At 53.2% G+C, this 16,950-nt stretch carries 19 protein-coding genes; 16 read left to right on the plus strand and 3 right to left on the minus strand.

The genetic code is table 11. The annotated features are described in order from the left end of the window. Positions 1-6: 6 nt before the first annotated feature. From miaB to dapF, 3 genes are read left to right on the plus strand one after another with little or no spacing between them, the layout of a single operon-like run. Complete coding sequence (miaB, locus tag RHOLA_RS02380) at positions 7-1,524, plus strand: tRNA (N6-isopentenyl adenosine(37)-C2)-methylthiotransferase MiaB (protein ID WP_038502106.1); 1,518 nt, start codon at positions 7-9, stop codon at positions 1,522-1,524. Continuing rightward, positions 1,524-2,456: a tRNA (adenosine(37)-N6)-dimethylallyltransferase MiaA gene (miaA, locus tag RHOLA_RS02385; protein ID WP_038502108.1), complete on the plus strand. Its 933-nt coding sequence runs from the start codon at positions 1,524-1,526 to the stop codon at positions 2,454-2,456. The genes miaB and miaA overlap by 1 nt, the downstream gene beginning before the upstream one ends. A gap of 9 nt (positions 2,457-2,465) precedes the next feature. Continuing rightward, on the plus strand, positions 2,466-3,365 hold the full coding sequence (gene dapF / locus RHOLA_RS02390; RefSeq protein ID WP_038502110.1) for a diaminopimelate epimerase: 900 nt from the start codon (positions 2,466-2,468) through the stop codon (positions 3,363-3,365). A 14-nt stretch (positions 3,366-3,379) separates the two neighbouring features. On the opposite strand, the gene RHOLA_RS02395 is transcribed toward dapF, so the two are convergent. Then, positions 3,380-3,988, minus strand: coding sequence for a class I SAM-dependent methyltransferase (locus tag RHOLA_RS02395; protein WP_038502111.1), 609 nt, complete (start codon positions 3,986-3,988; stop codon positions 3,380-3,382). A 41-nt stretch (positions 3,989-4,029) separates the two neighbouring features. Between RHOLA_RS02395 and hflX the strand changes: the two genes are divergently transcribed. Next, on the plus strand, positions 4,030-5,556 hold the full coding sequence (hflX, locus tag RHOLA_RS02400) for a GTPase HflX (protein WP_051636208.1): 1,527 nt from the start codon (positions 4,030-4,032) through the stop codon (positions 5,554-5,556). A gap of 45 nt (positions 5,557-5,601) precedes the next feature. Here hflX and lexA read toward each other — a convergent pair whose 3' ends face one another. Continuing rightward, entirely contained in the window at positions 5,602-6,282 is a 681-nt protein-coding gene (gene lexA / locus RHOLA_RS02405; protein WP_038502114.1) for a transcriptional repressor LexA, read from the minus strand. A gap of 194 nt (positions 6,283-6,476) precedes the next feature. Between lexA and RHOLA_RS02410 the strand changes: the two genes are divergently transcribed. The 6 genes from RHOLA_RS02410 (at position 6,477) to RHOLA_RS02435 (ending at position 10,766) form a co-directional block, all read left to right on the plus strand. Further along, positions 6,477-6,767, plus strand: coding sequence for a LysM peptidoglycan-binding domain-containing protein (locus RHOLA_RS02410; protein WP_038502115.1), 291 nt, complete (start codon positions 6,477-6,479; stop codon positions 6,765-6,767). A gap of 68 nt (positions 6,768-6,835) precedes the next feature. After that, complete coding sequence (locus tag RHOLA_RS02415) at positions 6,836-7,930, plus strand: histidinol-phosphate transaminase (protein WP_038502116.1); 1,095 nt, start codon at positions 6,836-6,838, stop codon at positions 7,928-7,930. A 51-nt stretch (positions 7,931-7,981) separates the two neighbouring features. Further along, positions 7,982-8,581 carry an imidazoleglycerol-phosphate dehydratase HisB gene (gene hisB, locus RHOLA_RS02420; protein ID WP_038502117.1) on the plus strand — a complete coding sequence of 200 codons (600 nt, stop codon included), beginning with the start codon at positions 7,982-7,984 and terminating at the stop codon, positions 8,579-8,581. Next, positions 8,582-9,214 (plus strand): imidazole glycerol phosphate synthase subunit HisH, encoded by a 633-nt coding sequence (gene hisH / locus RHOLA_RS02425; protein WP_038502118.1) that lies wholly within the window; start codon positions 8,582-8,584, stop codon positions 9,212-9,214. 13 nt (positions 9,215-9,227) lie between these two features. Beyond that, complete coding sequence (gene priA / locus RHOLA_RS02430; protein WP_038502119.1) at positions 9,228-9,974, plus strand: bifunctional 1-(5-phosphoribosyl)-5-((5-phosphoribosylamino)methylideneamino)imidazole-4-carboxamide isomerase/phosphoribosylanthranilate isomerase PriA; 747 nt, start codon at positions 9,228-9,230, stop codon at positions 9,972-9,974. 3 nt (positions 9,975-9,977) lie between these two features. Continuing rightward, the gene (locus tag RHOLA_RS02435) at positions 9,978-10,766 is read left to right on the plus strand and encodes an SseB family protein (RefSeq protein ID WP_051636209.1); all 789 of its coding nucleotides are present in this window, start codon (positions 9,978-9,980) and stop codon (positions 10,764-10,766) included. Positions 10,767-10,769: 3 nt separating this feature from the next. Here RHOLA_RS02435 and RHOLA_RS02440 read toward each other — a convergent pair whose 3' ends face one another. Beyond that, complete coding sequence (locus RHOLA_RS02440) at positions 10,770-11,108, minus strand: DUF1844 domain-containing protein (protein WP_038502120.1); 339 nt, start codon at positions 11,106-11,108, stop codon at positions 10,770-10,772. A 234-nt stretch (positions 11,109-11,342) separates the two neighbouring features. Between RHOLA_RS02440 and infC the strand changes: the two genes are divergently transcribed. The 6 genes from infC to pheT are packed head-to-tail and all read left to right on the plus strand — an operon-like array spanning position 11,343 to position 16,946. Further along, the gene (gene infC, locus RHOLA_RS02445) at positions 11,343-11,921 is read left to right on the plus strand and encodes a translation initiation factor IF-3 (RefSeq protein ID WP_051636210.1); all 579 of its coding nucleotides are present in this window, start codon (positions 11,343-11,345) and stop codon (positions 11,919-11,921) included. 17 nt (positions 11,922-11,938) lie between these two features. Then, complete coding sequence (rpmI, locus tag RHOLA_RS02450) at positions 11,939-12,133, plus strand: 50S ribosomal protein L35 (RefSeq protein ID WP_038502121.1); 195 nt, start codon at positions 11,939-11,941, stop codon at positions 12,131-12,133. Between the two features lie 28 nt (positions 12,134-12,161). Further along, positions 12,162-12,545, plus strand: coding sequence for a 50S ribosomal protein L20 (gene rplT / locus RHOLA_RS02455; protein ID WP_038502124.1), 384 nt, complete (start codon positions 12,162-12,164; stop codon positions 12,543-12,545). A 6-nt stretch (positions 12,546-12,551) separates the two neighbouring features. Beyond that, complete coding sequence (locus RHOLA_RS02460) at positions 12,552-13,346, plus strand: TrmH family RNA methyltransferase (RefSeq protein WP_038502126.1); 795 nt, start codon at positions 12,552-12,554, stop codon at positions 13,344-13,346. A gap of 40 nt (positions 13,347-13,386) precedes the next feature. Continuing rightward, entirely contained in the window at positions 13,387-14,427 is a 1,041-nt protein-coding gene (pheS, locus tag RHOLA_RS02465) for a phenylalanine--tRNA ligase subunit alpha (protein ID WP_038502128.1), read from the plus strand. Next, on the plus strand, positions 14,427-16,946 hold the full coding sequence (gene pheT / locus RHOLA_RS02470) for a phenylalanine--tRNA ligase subunit beta (protein WP_038502130.1): 2,520 nt from the start codon (positions 14,427-14,429) through the stop codon (positions 16,944-16,946). Before pheS ends, pheT begins: the two co-directional genes overlap by 1 nt. Positions 16,947-16,950 lie beyond the last annotated feature (4 nt).

Raw genomic sequence — 16,950 nt, forward strand, 5'->3', positions numbered from 1 at the left:
TTGATTATGACCACCACACAGCAGGCGCCACGCACCTACGAGGTGCGCACCTATGGCTGTGCGATGAACGTCCACGACTCAGAGCGCCTTACCGGCTTGCTCGAGGGTGCCGGATACGTGCCAGGGGAGCCAGGCAACTCCGACATCGTGGTCTTCAACACCTGCGCGGTTCGCGAAAACGCAGATAACAAACTTTACGGAAACCTGGGCATCCTGAATGAAAAGAAGATGGAAAACCCAGACATTTTGGTTGCCGTCGGTGGCTGCCTAGCTCAGAAAGATCGCGAGACCATCGTAAAAAAGGCCCCATGGGTTGATGTAGTTTTCGGAACTCACAACATCGGGTCTCTACCGGCTCTGCTTGAGCGCGCTCGTCACAACAACGAGGCACAGGTGGAAATTCTTGAGGCCCTCGAGACTTTCCCAAGCGATTTGCCAACCAAGCGCGACTCAACTTATTCAGGCATGGTTTCGATTTCCGTTGGTTGCAACAACACTTGCACCTTTTGCATCGTGCCAAGTTTGCGCGGTAAAGAAAAGGATCGTCGCCCCGGAGAAATCCTTGGCGAAATAGAGGCTTTGGTTGCCGAGGGCGTTGTAGAGGTCACACTGCTTGGTCAGAATGTAAATACCTACGGTGTTGAATTTGGCGACAAGGGCGCATTTGCCAAATTGCTTCGCGCGTGTGGGGGCATCAAGGGTCTTGAACGAGTGCGCTTTACCAGTCCGCATCCAGCTGCCTTCACCGATGATGTCATTGACGCCATGGCAGAGACTCACAATGTTATGCCGCAACTACACATGCCGCTGCAATCGGGCAGTGACAAGGTGCTCAAAGATATGCGCCGCAGCTATCGGAGTGAAAAATACCTTGGAATTTTAGATCGTGTTCGTGCGCAGATTCCGAACGCTGCAATTACCACAGACATCATCGTTGGTTTTCCCGGCGAAACTGAAGATGACTTTTTAGATACCATGCGGGTTGTTCGCGAATCTCGTTTCGCGGCTGCCTACACCTATCAGTACTCAAAGCGCCCTGGCACTCCGGCTGCCGAAATGGCAGATCAGATTCCCAAAGAAGTTGTGCAGGAACGATACGAGCGTTTGATGGCTTTGGTCAATGAAGTTGCCTTGCAAGAGAACCAGAAACAAATTGGTACTCAGGTTGAAGTTTTGGTTGCCTACGAGGGCCGCAAAGACGATGCCACGGCCCGAATGAGTGGTCGTACGCCTGAGAATCGTTTGGTTCACTTTGAGGTCCCTGCCGGTGCTGAAACTCCGCGACCAGGTGATATGGTCACCGTGGTCATAACCCAGGCTGCGCCGTACCACCTGCTCGCCGATAATCAAAAGAACTATTCTGTGCGCAGAACCATTGCCGGTGATGCTTGGGATCGCGCCGAAGCCGCAGCCTGCGCCGTGCCAAGTTCAGATAGCGGCGCCAAGTCAGCGGTTTCACTTGGACTGCCCACAATGGGGCAACCTAAGGCCAATCAAGAGCACGCGGGTCACTCGCACCACTAATGCAAAACAAGTTAATTGCGGTTGTTGGGCCCACCGGCGCTGGTAAATCTGATCTTGGGCTGGCCATCGTGGATCAAATTGTGGCTGGTGGTGGCAAGGCCGAAATCGTCAACAGCGATTCCATGCAGTTCTATCGAGGCATGGATATCGGAACGGCAAAACTTTCTGTGGCAGAGCGGCGTGGAATCTACCACCACCTAATTGACTGGTTGGAAATCACCGATGAATCTACCGCTGCCGAGTACCAGACTGTAGCTCGGCCGTTAATTTCTGAACTGCAGCAACAAGGAATTACCCCGGTGTTGGTTGGCGGTTCTATGCTTTACATCGCCGCGGTACTAAACAACTTTGAATTTCCGGCACGTGACGCCGAGCTGCGTCTTCAACTAGAGGCTGATCTAGAGGAATTTGGACCGCACGAAATGCACCGCCGACTAAAAGCTCTAGATCCAATCGCGGCCAGCCGCATCATTCCAGAAAATGGTCGTCGCTCGGTGAGAGCAATAGAAATCATTACGCTCACCGGTGAGCCATTCGCCGCAGCACTTCCAGAGCATCCAGAAGATCGGCAACCGGTGCTAGAAATCGGTGTGAATGGTCCGCGTGAGGATCTGGTTCAGCGACTTGAAAAACGCGTTCACACAATGTGGAATCTGGGTCTGGTTGAAGAGGCGCGGTCGCTGATTCCGCTGGGAATTCGAGAGGGTAAGACTTCAAGTCGCGCGATTGGCTACAGCCAGGCCCTGGCGCAGATTGATGGCGTAAAGACTCAAGACGAGGCCATCGCCGACACCGTTCGACTCACTCAAAAGTATGCCCGCCGACAAATGTCTTGGTTTCGACGAGATAACCGAATTCACTGGCTTGACTATCAAGATCAAGACATGAACTCTAAAGCGGCAAACCTAGTAAGCGCGTGGCTTGGGCTTTAGGCTTGTTGAATGACCAAGATTAATTTCACCAAAGGGCACGGCACGGGCAACGACTTTGTGCTGGTGCTCGATGCTGACGGCGAAATTAATCTGACCCAGGAACAGATTGCACAAATTTGTGATCGTCACTTTGGAATTGGTGCCGATGGATTTATTCGCGTCATCAAGTCGGTAAATCATCCGGATGGTCAGGCAATTCTGGCCGAAGAGCCAAATGCGGTCTGGTTCATGGATTACTACAACGCCGATGGTTCCACAGCAGAGATGTGTGGCAACGGCACACGTGTATTTGCCCGCTACCTCACTCAGCGTGGTCTGGTTGAACTTGCCGATGGCGAAACTCTTTCAATCGGTACTCGAGCCGGCGTCAAAGACCTGCAGCGCAATATGTCTGGCTTTGCAGTTGACATTGGTCGCTGGAAGCTAGACGGCGCAGAGGCATTAATTCACACCGATGGCCTTGAGGTTGCCAGACCGGGTATCGGGATTAATGTTGGCAACCCACACTATGTAGTTGCTTTGGCTTCAGGTCGCGAACTTGCCGATTTAGACCTTCACGAAGCTCCCGGAATTGAACCGGCTCCAGAAAACGGAGCGAACGTTGAATTCGTGGTACCGGCGGAACCAATGATCAAAGATGGCGTTGGTCACATCAACATGCGTGTTTATGAACGCGGAGTGGGTGAGACCCTGTCCTGCGGAACCGGAATTTGTGCAGCTGCTTTGGCAACCCGTCACTGGGCAGGTGCGGGCGCCCCTAACATTTGGCAGGTTCGCGTTCCCGGCGGAGTTCTAGGTGTGCGCATGTTTGCAACGGAAGACGGCGAACATGTTGGACTCAGCGGTGCCGCAGAGTTGGTTTACGACGGTCAGTTAGATCTCAACCAATTGAAGTCGGTAGTTCGCTAACTTTCGTTCAGCAATTATTTATTTCGAACTCGCAAAACCCTGAAAGATTTTGCTGTGTCAACTCGAATGGTTGAAAAATTCTCTGGCAGCTCGGCCTCTAGCCATCGGTGCAATGAATCGGCACCAAGATTCTTTTGCACAACCAGATAGGCGTCAGCCTCTGAACGCAACCTAGGTAGCCAGGTAAGCAAAATTTCGTGCAACACTTCTTTGCCAACGCGAATAGGCGGGTTTGACCAAATTCCGCTGAACTGCAAATCGCTTGGAACATCCTCTGGCTTAACGCATTTGACATTATTAAGACCAAGGCGAGCAGCATTGGCTGCAGTTAATTCCAATGAGCGCTCGTTCACATCAATGGCCCAAATGGTTGCCTTTGGCGAGTTCGAGGCTAGGGAAAGTGCGATAGGGCCCCAGCCACAACCAATGTCAAGAATGTCACCACCTGCCGGTGCCTCATCCAAGTGAGCGAGCAACACATTCGTACCCTGATCAATGTGATCTGGGCTGAAGACTCCGCCTGCAGTGATAACCGTAACATCGTGACCATTGATCGTGACGTTGATTTCTTTTGGCTTGTAATTGCTGCCGGGAGTCTCAGAGAAGTAGTGTTCCGAGGACATAGCGAAACACTATTACAGATAGGCAAACTAGTGTTAGTTGCGTGAAGAACAAAGACAACCACGAGGAGTTCGGCGAGGATGATTCGCCAACTTTCACCCACGGGTCATCCCGCGGTGACGAGGTTGTTGAGCGCATTCTGCGTCGTGGTGAGCGCGCTGCAGCGTTAGGCGCTGTCGAGACTCACGGCTATAGCGACACAGATGGCGATCAATACGATCTTGAGGATCGCTCCGCTCTAAAACGAGTTGCTGGGCTGTCCACCGAACTGCAAGACATCACCGATGTTGAGTATCGCCAGCTGCGCCTTGAGAAAGTAATTCTGATTGGCCTGTGGGGTAACAACACGCTGCTGGATGCCGAAAACTCGCTTCGTGAGCTGGCCGCTCTCGCCGAGACAGCCGGCGCGACTGTGCTGGACGGCCTGTTGCAACGCAGAGCTAACCCAGACCCGGCTACCTTTCTTGGAAAGGGTAAGGCCCAGGAGCTAAAGCAACTGGTGCAGGCCGCAGGCGCCGATACGGTCATCGCCGATACGGAGTTAGCACCCAGTCAGCGTCGAGCCCTTGAAGACGTGATCAATATCAAGGTGATCGACCGCACCGCAGTAATCCTGGATATCTTCGCCCAGCACGCCAAGAGTCGCGAGGGTAAGGCCCAAGTGGAATTGGCGCAGCTTGAGTACCTATTGCCTCGACTTCGTGGTTGGGGTGAGTCAATGTCGCGTCAGGCCGGTGGTCAAGCTGCCGGTGGTGTGGGTATGGGTTCACGTGGTCCAGGTGAAACCAAAATCGAACTTGATCGCCGCCGCATTAATACGCGCATGGCAAAGCTTCGTAAACAAATTTCGGCCATGAAGCCTGCGCGTGAAACCAAACGCGCTAATCGTGAGCGCAACGCGATTCCGGCGGTAGCTATCGCTGGCTACACCAATGCCGGGAAGTCCTCTTTGCTTAACCGAATGACCCAGGCAGGTGTGCTGGTGCAAAATGCTTTGTTCGCCACCCTTGATCCCACGGTGCGAAAAGCAAAAACACCCGATGGTCGGGACTATACGCTGGCAGACACCGTTGGTTTCGTGCGCAACCTTCCTCATCAGCTAGTTGAGGCGTTTCGTTCGACGCTGGAAGAAATTGCTGGCAGTGATTTGATTGTGCACGTGGTTGATGCATCTCATCCGGATCCATCTGGTCAGATTGCCACCGTTCGAAATGTAATTGGTGAAGTTAGTGCGCGAGACATTCCGGAATTGATCGTTTTCAACAAGATTGACCTAGCCGATGAAACTCATCGCATGGCGCTTCGGGGCATGGAACCGAACTCAATCGGTGTTTCAGCGCGCACCGGTGAAGGCATCGAAGAGTTAATGCAAATTATTGCTTCGCTTCTTCCAGAGCCGAACGTTGAAATTGCTGCGCTGATTCCTTACGACAGGGGAGACCTGGTTTCGCGTCTACATTTGAACAGCAGAATTATGGTCTTGGACTATCGCGAGAATGGAACTTTCGTGCGAGCAATGGTCAAACCCGAGATGGCAGCGGAACTAAGTGCCTATCGCGTAGTCGTTTAAGATTTTTTCTCTTTGCGTAGCGCAAGAGCTACGCAACGCAATAAGTTAGACGCTACGCAGTACCGCTACAACCTTTCCAAGAATCACGGCGTGATCACCAAGGATTGGTGCGAACGATGAATTGCGCGGCAGCAACCAAGTGTGACCGTCTTGCTGCTTGAAAGTTTTTACCGTGGCTTCGTCTTCAAGTAATGCGGCAACGATGTCACCATTTTCTGCAGTCTGTTGTTGACGAACCACAACCCAGTCGCCATCGCAAATTGCCGCGTCAATCATCGACTCACCCACAACTTTGAGTAGGAACAGGTCACCCTTGCCGACAAGTTGGCGTGGCAGCGGAAAAATCTCTTCAACGTTTTGCTCCGCGGTGATTGGGCCACCGGCAGCAATGCGGCCAACCATTGGCACCATGGCAGCATCGCCAATCGGTGTTGGATTCTCGGCTACCTGACCGTCCTGACCCTCCCAACCAGCGACCTCGATCAACACATCGATAGTGCGTGGGCGCTTTGGGTCGCGGCTTATGTAGCCGGCAAGTTCAAGCTGGTTGAGCTGGTGGCTAACACTGGCAGGGGAAGACAAGCCAACTTCAAGGCCGATCTCTCGCATGCTCGGCACATAACCGCGTTCAGCCTTAGAGCGCTGAATCGTCTGAAGGATGCGCTCCTGCATTGGGCTCAAACTGGAGGCGCGACGGGTAGGGCGCTTCTCGTCTTTTTCTTCCATTGCGGGCCTTTCCTGGAGTTTTGCCTTTATTGTCGGAGGCCTCTGTTATGGGACCTTTATCGAAACTGTATTCGCTATTTTGGGCAAAATCAAACACATTTTCGAAAAAAAGAGAAATATCTTGACAAAATGTCGGACTATGGGCGTATTCTTGTTCTAAAGACGAACAGTTGTTCGAATAGAAAGGCAAAAAGATGTCTCAGACCCCAGCAGCACGAAAGTTCTTCCGTACCGCCGTCGTTGTGGCCCTTGCTACAACCAGCATCTTTGGTTTTGTAAACACCGCCACCGCAAATGGGCAAGCCAGCAGCTCAGCTGCCAAGTTCGAATACATCACGGTGTCAGCCGGGCAAACTCTTTGGGACCTTGCCGAGCAAGTTGCCCCAAATACCGATCCACAGGACTGGATGCAGGATGTTGTAAACCTAAACGGCCTTACCTCGACTGATCTAAAGCCAGGACAGCGCATTGCCATTCCACAATAATTTTGATTTCAAATGGCAAGCCATTTGAAATGGCATAAATCTCGTTTCAAGGCTCAGGGTAACCTTGGGTGGTGGCTAAACTCGATGACCTCCCAATCCGCGACGACCTAAAAGGTCGTAAACCATATGGCGCGCCTCAGTTGGCAGTGCCAGTTGCGTTGAACGTCAACGAGAACACCCATCGCATCCCAGAAGAGGTAGCCGTAGACATCATCGGTCGCCTAGCGGCAGCAGTACTAGACATCAATCGATATCCAGATCGGGAATTCCTCGCACTGCGCAACGCTCTTGCGAATTACCTAGGCGCCGATCTAAAGGCAGAAAACATTTGGGCCGCAAACGGTTCGAACGAAGTTTTGCAGCACATCTTTCAAGCTTTTGGTGGCCCAGGTCGTAGCTCGCTTGGCTTTGGTCCCACCTATTCCATGTATGCATTAATCGCCCAGGGCACTGGCACAATTTATGTCGATGCCCCCCGGTTGGATCGCTACGAGCTTTCACCTGAACTCATTCGCGAAGCGATTTTGGAACACAAGCCAAATATCGTGATGCTTTGCTCACCAAACAACCCAACCGGAACCCCGCTAAGTCTTAGCTGCATCGAAGCCGCGTATGAGGCAGTTACCGAAGCAACCGGAGGAGTGGTTGTGGTCGATGAGGCTTATGCAGAATTCGGTGGCAACACAGAGGTAAGTGCAATTAATCTGCTTGAGGGTCGCGAGCGCCTATTGATTTCTCGAACCATGAGTAAGGCGTTTGCCTTTGCCGGTGCACGCGTTGGCTACCTTGCCGCCGATCCCGCAGTCATCGACGCTCTTCGCCTAGTGCGCCTTCCGTATCACTTGAGTTCTTTCACTCAGGCGGCTGCTGAGGCAGCACTGGATCACGCAAGCACCATGCTGGCCACCGTGAATGACATTCGTTTCCAGCGTGACCGCATCATGCTTGAACTCAAAGACTTGGGCCTAGATCCTTATCGTTCCGATTCAAACTTTGTCTTGTTCGGTGGACTTGAAGATCCAAACGGGGTATTCGAAGCACTGTTAGCAAAGGGTGTCTTGATTCGCAACGTAGGAATCCCAGGCACACTTCGCGTGAGTGCCGGTACAGAGGCGGAGACCTCAGCTTTCCTTGAGGCGCTTCGTCAGGTGCTCAAAAAGTAGTCCTTCGCTAAGATTGAGTAATCATCCATCGCATTCGCGAAAGGCAACTTCATGAGCCGTACTGCAACTTTGCAGCGCAAGACTTCTGAATCATCGATTGAGCTAACCCTCAGCCTCGATGGCACTGGTCGCGCCGACATTTCTACCTCGGTGCCATTTTTCGACCACATGCTTACCGCCTTTGCAAAGCACTCACTCGTTGACCTAACCGTCAAAGCAACTGGCGACACCGATATCGACGTGCACCACACAGTCGAGGACACCGCGATCGTTTTGGGTCAGGCAATCAGGCAGGCTCTCGGCGACAAGGCAAAGATTGGTCGCTACGGCGATGCAACCGTTCCCCTAGACGACGCTTTGGCTCGTGCGGTAGTTGATGTTTCAGGTCGTCCTTACCTTGTTCACACCGGGGAGCCTGAAGGCTTTGAGTATCACCTAATCGGTGGTCACTTCACCGGTTCGATGGTGCGTCACGTTTTTGAGGCAATCACTTTGAACGCCGGAATCACCGTGCACCTAACCGTGCTCGATGGCCGTGACGCCCACCACATTGCCGAGGCAGAGTTCAAGGCTTTTGCTCGCGCGTTCCGTAAGGCCGTTGAGGTTGATTCACGCGTTGAAGGAATTCCTTCGACCAAGGGTGCACTGTAAGTGGTCGCACCCCGCGTAGTCGTTCTCGATTACGGAAGCGGTAACGTTCACTCGGCTGCAAAGGCGCTCGCCGAAGCCGGAGCCAATGTTGAGTTAACTCGCGATCGTGATTCTGCATTAAAAGCAGACGGGCTTTTGGTCCCGGGGGTTGGAGCATTCGCGGCTGTCATGGAACAGCTAAATGCAATCAACGCGGGTGAATTAATCGACAAGCGTCTAGTGTCTGGAAAACCAGTTCTAGGAATTTGCGTTGGTCTTCAGGTGATGTTCGAACTTGGTGTTGAACACGGTCTAGAAACTCCTGGTCTTGGCCAGTGGCCGGGCACCGTAGAAAAACTTGACGCACCAGTTTTGCCGCACATCGGCTGGAACACAGTTGAGGCTGCAAAGAATTCAAAAATATTTAGCGGCGTTGAGCACGAGCGTTTTTATTTCGTGCACTCATACGGAGTTAAGAAATGGGAGTTGGTTGTTGATGGCCCGCTTGCCGCACCAAAAGTAACCTGGGGTGACTACGGGGGCAAGTTTGTAGCAGCGGTTGAGAACGGACCACTTACCGCAACACAATTTCACCCAGAAAAATCTGGTCAAGCCGGAATAACGTTGCTAGGCAACTGGCTCGGAACTTTTTAAGTAAGGAAACAAAATGTCAAAGTATCTAGAACTTCTCCCTGCAGTAGACGTTGCCGATGGAAAAGCCGTTCGACTCACTCAGGGAGAGGCAGGTTCGGAAACAGATTACGGGAGCCCGCTCGAAGCTGCTCAAACTTGGATCAACGCTGGAGCAGAGTGGATTCACTTGGTAGATCTAGATGCAGCCTTTGGTCGCGGCGACAACCGTGCAATCATTCGCGAAGTTGTTGATTCGGCAAAGACCGAGCTTGGTCGCGGAGTAAAGATTGAACTATCAGGTGGGATTCGTGATGACGCTTCCCTTGAAGCAGCGCTAGAGGCAGGCGCAAGCCGCGTAAACCTTGGCACTGCGGCACTTGAGAACCCAGAGTGGACTGAAAAAGTTATCGCAAAGTTTGGCGATGCCATCGCAGTTGGTCTTGATGTTCGAGGCACCACACTAGCTGCCCGCGGTTGGACTCGAGAGGGTGGCGACCTGTGGGAGGTCCTTGCTCGTCTTGAGGATGCAGGTTGCCCGCGCTACGTCGTGACCGACGTCACCAAAGACGGAACGCTAAAAGGTCCAAACATCCAACTGCTTCGCGAAGTTATGCAGCGCACCAACAAACCAGTTGTTGCATCCGGCGGTATTTCGTCACTTCAAGACATCACCGATCTTCGCGCATTGGTAAATGAAGGCCTGGAGGGTGCGATTCTAGGTAAGTCGCTATACGCGGGCAAGTTCACTCTCGAAGAAGCACTAGCAATCGCAAACGCGTAATTGATGAAGAGCCACAATCACCAACACATCAACAAGAATCCGCTCGCGGATTCTGCTGGTGTTCCCTGGGATGGCCGTGCGTTCAGCGAAAACCCGTTTGCGAATGATGATGGTTCTGCACGCCCAGAACTTGTGAATGCAATTCATGAATTCCACGAAACCGGTGACGCCTCAAAAGTCTTTTCCGAATTTTCGAAATCTCGTTTGCTTATTCCGCTTCTCGCCGATCTTGGCGAATCAGAAGAAGGTGCGCACGGACAAACCGTGGATAAAAGTGCCGACCTTTCAATCGTTAATGTTGAAACTCCCGATGGACAAGTCGGCCTGCCGGTGTTTAGTTCCGTCGAAGCAATGCAGCGTTGGAATGCCACCGCACGACCAGTGCCAAGTGATGCGATCAGGGTTGCGTTAGCAGCTGCAGGCGAAGGCACCACCAGAATTATTTTGGATCCGGGGTCAGAAACTGAATTTGCCTTCAGGCGCGCAGCGATTGCCGCTATGGCTCAGCAGCAGAACTGGAAGCCACCACATCTTTCACCTGAAGTTGTTTCGGCATTTGAGAACGGTGTTGCCGCCGAAGGTGCAATTGCCAAAGTTTTAGTAAGTTCACTAGACCCGCAGTCAAGACTTGCGGGGCCTGAGGTCAAAGTTGAGTTACAAGTTGTAGCCGGGTTATCCAAGGAACAGCTAGAAGAGATTCTTCATCGGGTTACTCAGACCTGGGCCGCGAGCGGTGTCATCTCGAGTTCGGTTGATTCCATGGCCTTAGTGGTAAAGCCAGCGACAAATTGAGTGTTAATTAACCGGGCCGGTGAATTTTTCACCAGGGCCGGCACCAGGAGCATCCTTAATTGCAGATGCTTCGCGGAACGCCAACTGAAGCGACCGCAAACCATCGCGAAGTGGGCGAGCGTGGTGGTCACCAATGTCGGCTGCGGCCGCGGTTACCAAACCAGCGAGCGCAGTAATTAGCTTTCGCGCCTCATCAAGGTCGCCCTTGGCGCCATCTTCACCTAGGCCACATTGAATTGCGGCGGCACTCATCAAGTGCACTGCGGTGGTTGTTATTACCTCCACAGCGGGAACTTCTGCGATGTCACGCACCTGGTCGGCTACATCCTTGAATTCTGCCAAGGGGGTTCTCCTTTTGAATGGTTTCTGCTAGGCTAACCCATGGCTCCAAGGTTCGTCCTTGGTCAGAAGTGGATTCAATTCCCACCCGCGTCTACCGATTCAAATAGGTTGCCGGGTAAAGCTTTGAAACTTACGTTTCTGCACGTAATCAGGCTCCCGCCTGTGATGTGGCCATTCATGTCATGTCCAGAGGAGTAACAGATCAGCGATCCCCGTATCAATGAGCGCATCCGTGTGCCAGAGGTTCGCCTCGTCGGCGCCCAAGGTGAGCAAATTGGCGTTGTAAAAATTGAAGATGCCCTACGTATGGCTCAGGAGCAAGACCTAGACCTAGTCGAGGTAGCTCCAACTTCAAAGCCACCGGTTGCAAAGCTAATGGATTTCGGCAAGTTCAAGTATGAAGCTGCCCAAAAAGTCCGTGAGGCCCGCAAAAACCAGGTCAACACCATTCTCAAGACCGTCCGTTTTGGTCTAAAGATTGATGACCATGACTACGGCACAAAGCGCGCGCAGATCGTAAAGTTCCTCAAGGCCGGTGACAAGGTCAAGGTGATCGTGGTTTTCCGCGGTCGCGAGCAGTCTCGCCCAGAAATGGGCATCAAGTTGCTTCAGAAGCTTGCTGAAGAAGTCGCTGAGTTGGGTGTTGTCGAATCGAATCCTTCGATTGACGGCCGCAACATGGTGATGGTCATCGGTCCGCTGAAGAACAAAGCCGATGCGAAAGCAGAAGCAAAGAAAGCAGCAGACAAGGCTAAAAAAGCCGAATCTGAAGAACAGCCAAAGAAGTCGGCAGCCGTAGAAGCTGCCGAGTAGAAAAACAGGAGATAGCAATGCCAAAGCAGAAGACCCACTCGGGCGCCAAGAAGCGTTTCCGCTTCACCGGTAGCGGCAAGATCATGAAGCAGCAGATCAACATGCGCCACAACCAGGAGCACATGTCAAACCGTCGCAAGCGTCGCCTAAATGTCGACCAGGTGGTTTCACCGGCCGACTACAAGACCCTCAAGACCCTACTCGGCAAGTAAGCCCAATCAAACTTTTTAGGAGCAACAAATGGCAAGAGTAAAAAACGCGGTTAACGGTGCCAAGAAGCGTCGTACCGCTCTAGAGCGCGCCAAGGGCTACCGCGGTCAGCGTTCACGTCTTTACCGCATGGCAAAGCAGCAGATGCTGCACTCGTTGGTTTACGCATACAACGACCGTCGTGCACGCAAGGGTGATTTCCGTCGTCTGTGGATCCAGCGCATTAACGCTGCATCACGTGCAAACGGTATGACCTACAACCGCTTTATCCAGGGTCTAGGCCTTGCAGGTATTGAGGTTGACCGTCGTATCCTTGCTGACCTAGCGGTAAACGACCCTAAGACCTTCACTAGCTTGGTTGCATCTGCAAAGGCAGCTTTGCCAGCAGACACCTCAGCTCCAAAGGCTAAGTAGCTTCAAGTGCTAATCGATCCCAAGGCCGCCAAGGTCCGTGGGGTTGCCAAGCTAACTAAGAAAGACGCCCGGTCATCGACCGGGCTCTTTCTGCTTGAGGGACCTCAGGGCCTAAAAGAAGCTTTAGACCGCCCAAAGTTAATCGTCGAGTTGTACGCAACCGATGACGCGGTCGAGCGCTATCCAGATCTATTCGAGCGCGCCGAAAGCGCCCGTATTCAGGTCCAATTGGTTAGCGAGCCTGTACTGAAGGCCCTAACCGACACCACCACTCCGCAAGGTGTGGTTGCCGTTTGCGAGCAAATAGACGTCACCCTGCAAGACATAATCGACGCCAAACCGCGGCTGGTTGCACTGTTGGCCAATATTCGTGACCCGGGCAATGCCGGCACAGTGCTACGAGCAGCCGACGCAGCGGGTGCCGATGCCGTGATTTTTAGCGCCAACAGCGTCGACGTGTACAACCCAAAGGTTGTCCGCTCAACAACCGGCTCGCTTTTTCACCTGCCTTTTGCCGTGGATGTAGAGATCGAGGATGCCATTTCGGCCCTAAAAGCCGCCGGTTTACAGGTTTTTGCGGCCAACGGCGGGGGAGAGCAAATCCCCGACCTGCCAGCAGAGACCTTGGCTAAACCAACCGCCTGGGTATTTGGGAACGAGGCCTGGGGCTTTGAGCAAAGCACCCTGGACCTGGCAGACCAAGAGGTTGCCGTGCCGATTTACGGTGCTGCCGAGTCGCTGAACCTGGCCACCGCCGCCAGCATCTGCCTTTACGCCTCGGCCTTCGCTCAAAACCGCTAATCACCGCTATTTAGAGCCTTAAAAGGTAGACTTGAGCCCTATGTCTGCCGAAAATCCAATTACCCAGCCGGCCGTCGAAGCAGCAGTTAACGAGGCTTTGGCGGTCATTTCCGCTGCCACGGACCTGGCCAGCCTAAAAGCAGCCCGTCAGAACACCGTTGGCGAGCAGTCGGCTATTGCCAAGCTAAATGCCCAGATGAAGAGCGTTCCAAACGAGTTCAAAGCTGAGGCGGGTGCCCTAATCGGCAAGGCTCGCGGCACCCTAAACGAGGCCTTCACTACCAAAGAAGCAGAATTCTGGGCAGTTGAGCAGGCTGCCAAACTAGCCGCCGAAGCGGTGGACATTACCGCGGCTCCAGAGCCGGCTCGCATCGGTGCTCGACACCCACTTTCACTCTTGCAAGACACCATCGCCGATGTATTCGTAGGTATGGGTTGGGAAATCGAGGAAGGCCCTGAGGTAGAGAGCGAATGGTTCAACTTTGACGCGCTCAACTTTGATGCTGATCACCCAGCGCGAGCGATGCAAGACACTTTCTTTGTCGATCCAGTTGAATCTCATCTAGTCCTGCGTACCCACACATCTCCGGTGCAGGTACGTTCCATGCTGACTCGCGAAGTGCCGATTTACGTGTTGTGCCCTGGTCGCGTTTTCCGCACCGATGAACTTGACGCAACTCACACACCTGTTTTCCACCAGGTTGAGGGACTTGCCGTTGACAAGGGCCTAACCATGGCTGACCTTCGCGGAACGCTGGAACACTTCGCGCGGATCATGTTTGGCCCTGATGCACAAATTCGTTTGCGCCCATCGTTTTTCCCTTTCACTGAACCTTCTGCAGAGCTTGATGTTTGGCACCCGGGTGCCAAGGGTGGCGCTCGCTGGGTTGAGTGGGGCGGTTGTGGCATGGTAAATCCAAACGTGCTGAAGGCCGCTGGAATCGATCCAGAGGTGTATTCCGGGTTCGCATTTGGAATGGGTATCGAACGCACGCTCATGTTCCGCAACGACGTGCGAGACATGCACGACATGGTTGAATCTGATGTTCGATTCAGCGAGCAGTTTGGAGTGTCAATCTAATGCGCGTCCCATTGTCATGGCTGGCCGAGTACGTTGACTTACCAGGTGACGCTACTCCTGAAAGCGTGATGGCCGAACTCGTCAAGGTTGGTCTTGAAGAAGAAGGTTCACACGGCTTCGACGTAACCGGCCCGCTAGTGGTCGGCGAAGTTCTTGAATTTGTTGAAGAGCCACAGACCAACGGAAAAACAATTCGCTGGTGCCAGATTCGTGTTGCCGCTGCCGGTCAAAAGGCGGCTGACGGTGGCGATGACGTTCGCGGAATTGTTTGCGGCGCAAGCAACTTTGAAGTTGGCGACAAGGTTGTCGTGTGCCTGCCAGGTGCCGTCCTTCCTGGAGATTTCAAAATTGCCGCACGCAGCACCTATGGTCACATCAGTGACGGCATGTTGGCTTCAGGTCGTGAGCTAAACCTCAGCGACGACCACTCCGGAATTATTCGTTTGCACGAGTTAGGTCTGGATCCAAAAATTGGCACCGATGCAGTTGAGCTGCTGCAACTTTCTGAACAGGCTGCCGAGGTTAATGTCACCCCTGACCGCGGTTACTGTTTCTCAATTCGCGGAATCGCGCGTGAATTCGCGCACGCAACCGGTGGGGAATTCCGAGACCCAATTGGAAACGCACAGCCCGAGTCAACCAGTGGTTTCAATCTGAAAATTGAAGACCACGCGCCGATTCGCGGAAGTCAAGGCTGTCACCGTTTTGTATTGCGTTCCGTTAAGGGAGTAGACACCAAGCGACCAACTCCGCCTTGGATGGTCGCCCGATTGAAGCTCGCAGGTATGCGTTCAATCTCCCTAATCGTTGACATCACCAATTACGTCATGTTGGAACTCGGTCAACCGCTGCACGCTTATGACGCTGACAAGTTGCAAGGTGGCATCACAGTCCGCCGTGCCAATGCTGGTGAAACTATCAAGACCCTCGATGGCCAAGAGCGCAAGCTGCACCCAGAAGATTTAGTGATTGCCGATGACGCCGGTGCAATTGGTATCGCTGGTGTGATGGGTGGGGAGCGTACTGAGGTTTCTGACACCACAGTCAACGTAATGATCGAAGCTGCAAATTTTGATCCGGTTTCAATTGCACGCTCTGCAAGACGCCACAAACTTCCTTCTGAAGCATCCAAGCGCTACGAGCGCGGGGTAGACAATAACGTTGCTGAGTTTGCCGCGGCTCGAGTTGTCCAGTTGCTTGAAGTACAGGCCCTTGGCACGAGTGAATCATTCGGGGCAGACTTCCGTGAGCACTTTGAGCCAACTCCAATTTGGTTGCCTGCAAATTTTGCCAGCGAGCTCGTTGGTGTTGACTACACTCCTGAAGAAACCGTTTCAATCTTGAATCAGATTGGTTGCGTGGTCGCAACGGTTGATGGCGGCTTCGAGGTTATCGTGCCAAGTTGGCGCCCTGACCTCACCCACAAGACCGATCTAGTCGAAGAGATTGCTCGCATCGGTGGCTACGATCGCATTCCTTCGCGTTTACCGGTAGCTCCTCCTGGTCGTGGTCTAAATCCAAAGCAGAAGCGTCGTCGCGCGGTAGTTAATTCTTTGGCTGGCTCAGGTCACGTTGAGGTGCTGACCTACCCATTTGTATCCGCTGACCAGAACCAGTTGTTTGCCGCCCAGGAAGTCGCAACTGTGAAGTTGGCCAACCCGCTGCAGGGTGATGTCAACGAGATGCGAGTTTCACTGCTGCCTGGCCTGATGGATGCAGCCAAGCGAAACCTGTCGCGCGGTCTTACTGATCTGGCAATTTTTGAAGAGGGTTCCGTCTTCTTGCCCGCAGGAAAAGTTGGTGCTAACCCAGAGCTTCCTGTAGGCAATGCGCGGCCAAGTGAGACTCAGCTCAATGAGTTAAACGCAACCGTTCCAGCGCAGCCGCACCACGTGGCTGGTCTATTTGCTGGCAATCGAATTGCTCAACAAGTGGGAGTGCGTTCCGTTGAGGCTGGCTACGCCGATGCCCTGCACGCGGTTCGAGTCTTGGCAAAATCGGTTGGCGTTGAGGTTGAATTCCAGCAGGCAGCGCCAACTGGTTTCCATCCTGGTCGCACAGCAGAAGTTTTGGCCGAGATCAATGGCGTAAACACCGTTATCGGTGTTGCCGGTGAACTGGATCCAACCTTGGCGACCAACCACGACTTGCCTCGCCGTATCGGCGCCTTCGAAATTAATCTCGAGAAACTTTTCGAAGCGGCTCCGCAGGTAGTCCAGGCAGGCCAGTTATTGACCATGCCAGCTGCAACTCAAGATCTTTCACTGGTGGTACCTGTTGATTTGGCCGCCGCAAAACTTCTTGAAGTGATTCGCGAAGGTGCCGGAGAACTTCTAGAACGAGTCGTTCTAGTTGATGACTACCGCGGGGCAAACGTTGCCGAGGGCCACAAGTCACTTACTTTCGCGCTGAGATTCCGAGCAGCCGATCGCACACTCACCCAGGCGGAAGCATCAACTGCAAGAGATGCAGCGGTAGCTCTCGCCAATCAAAGATTCGGTGCAACCCTCAGGGCTTAGCGGC

Origin of the sequence: Rhodoluna lacicola (assembly GCF_000699505.1) — a bacterium.
GTDB classification, from domain to species: domain Bacteria; phylum Actinomycetota; class Actinomycetes; order Actinomycetales; family Microbacteriaceae; genus Rhodoluna; species Rhodoluna lacicola.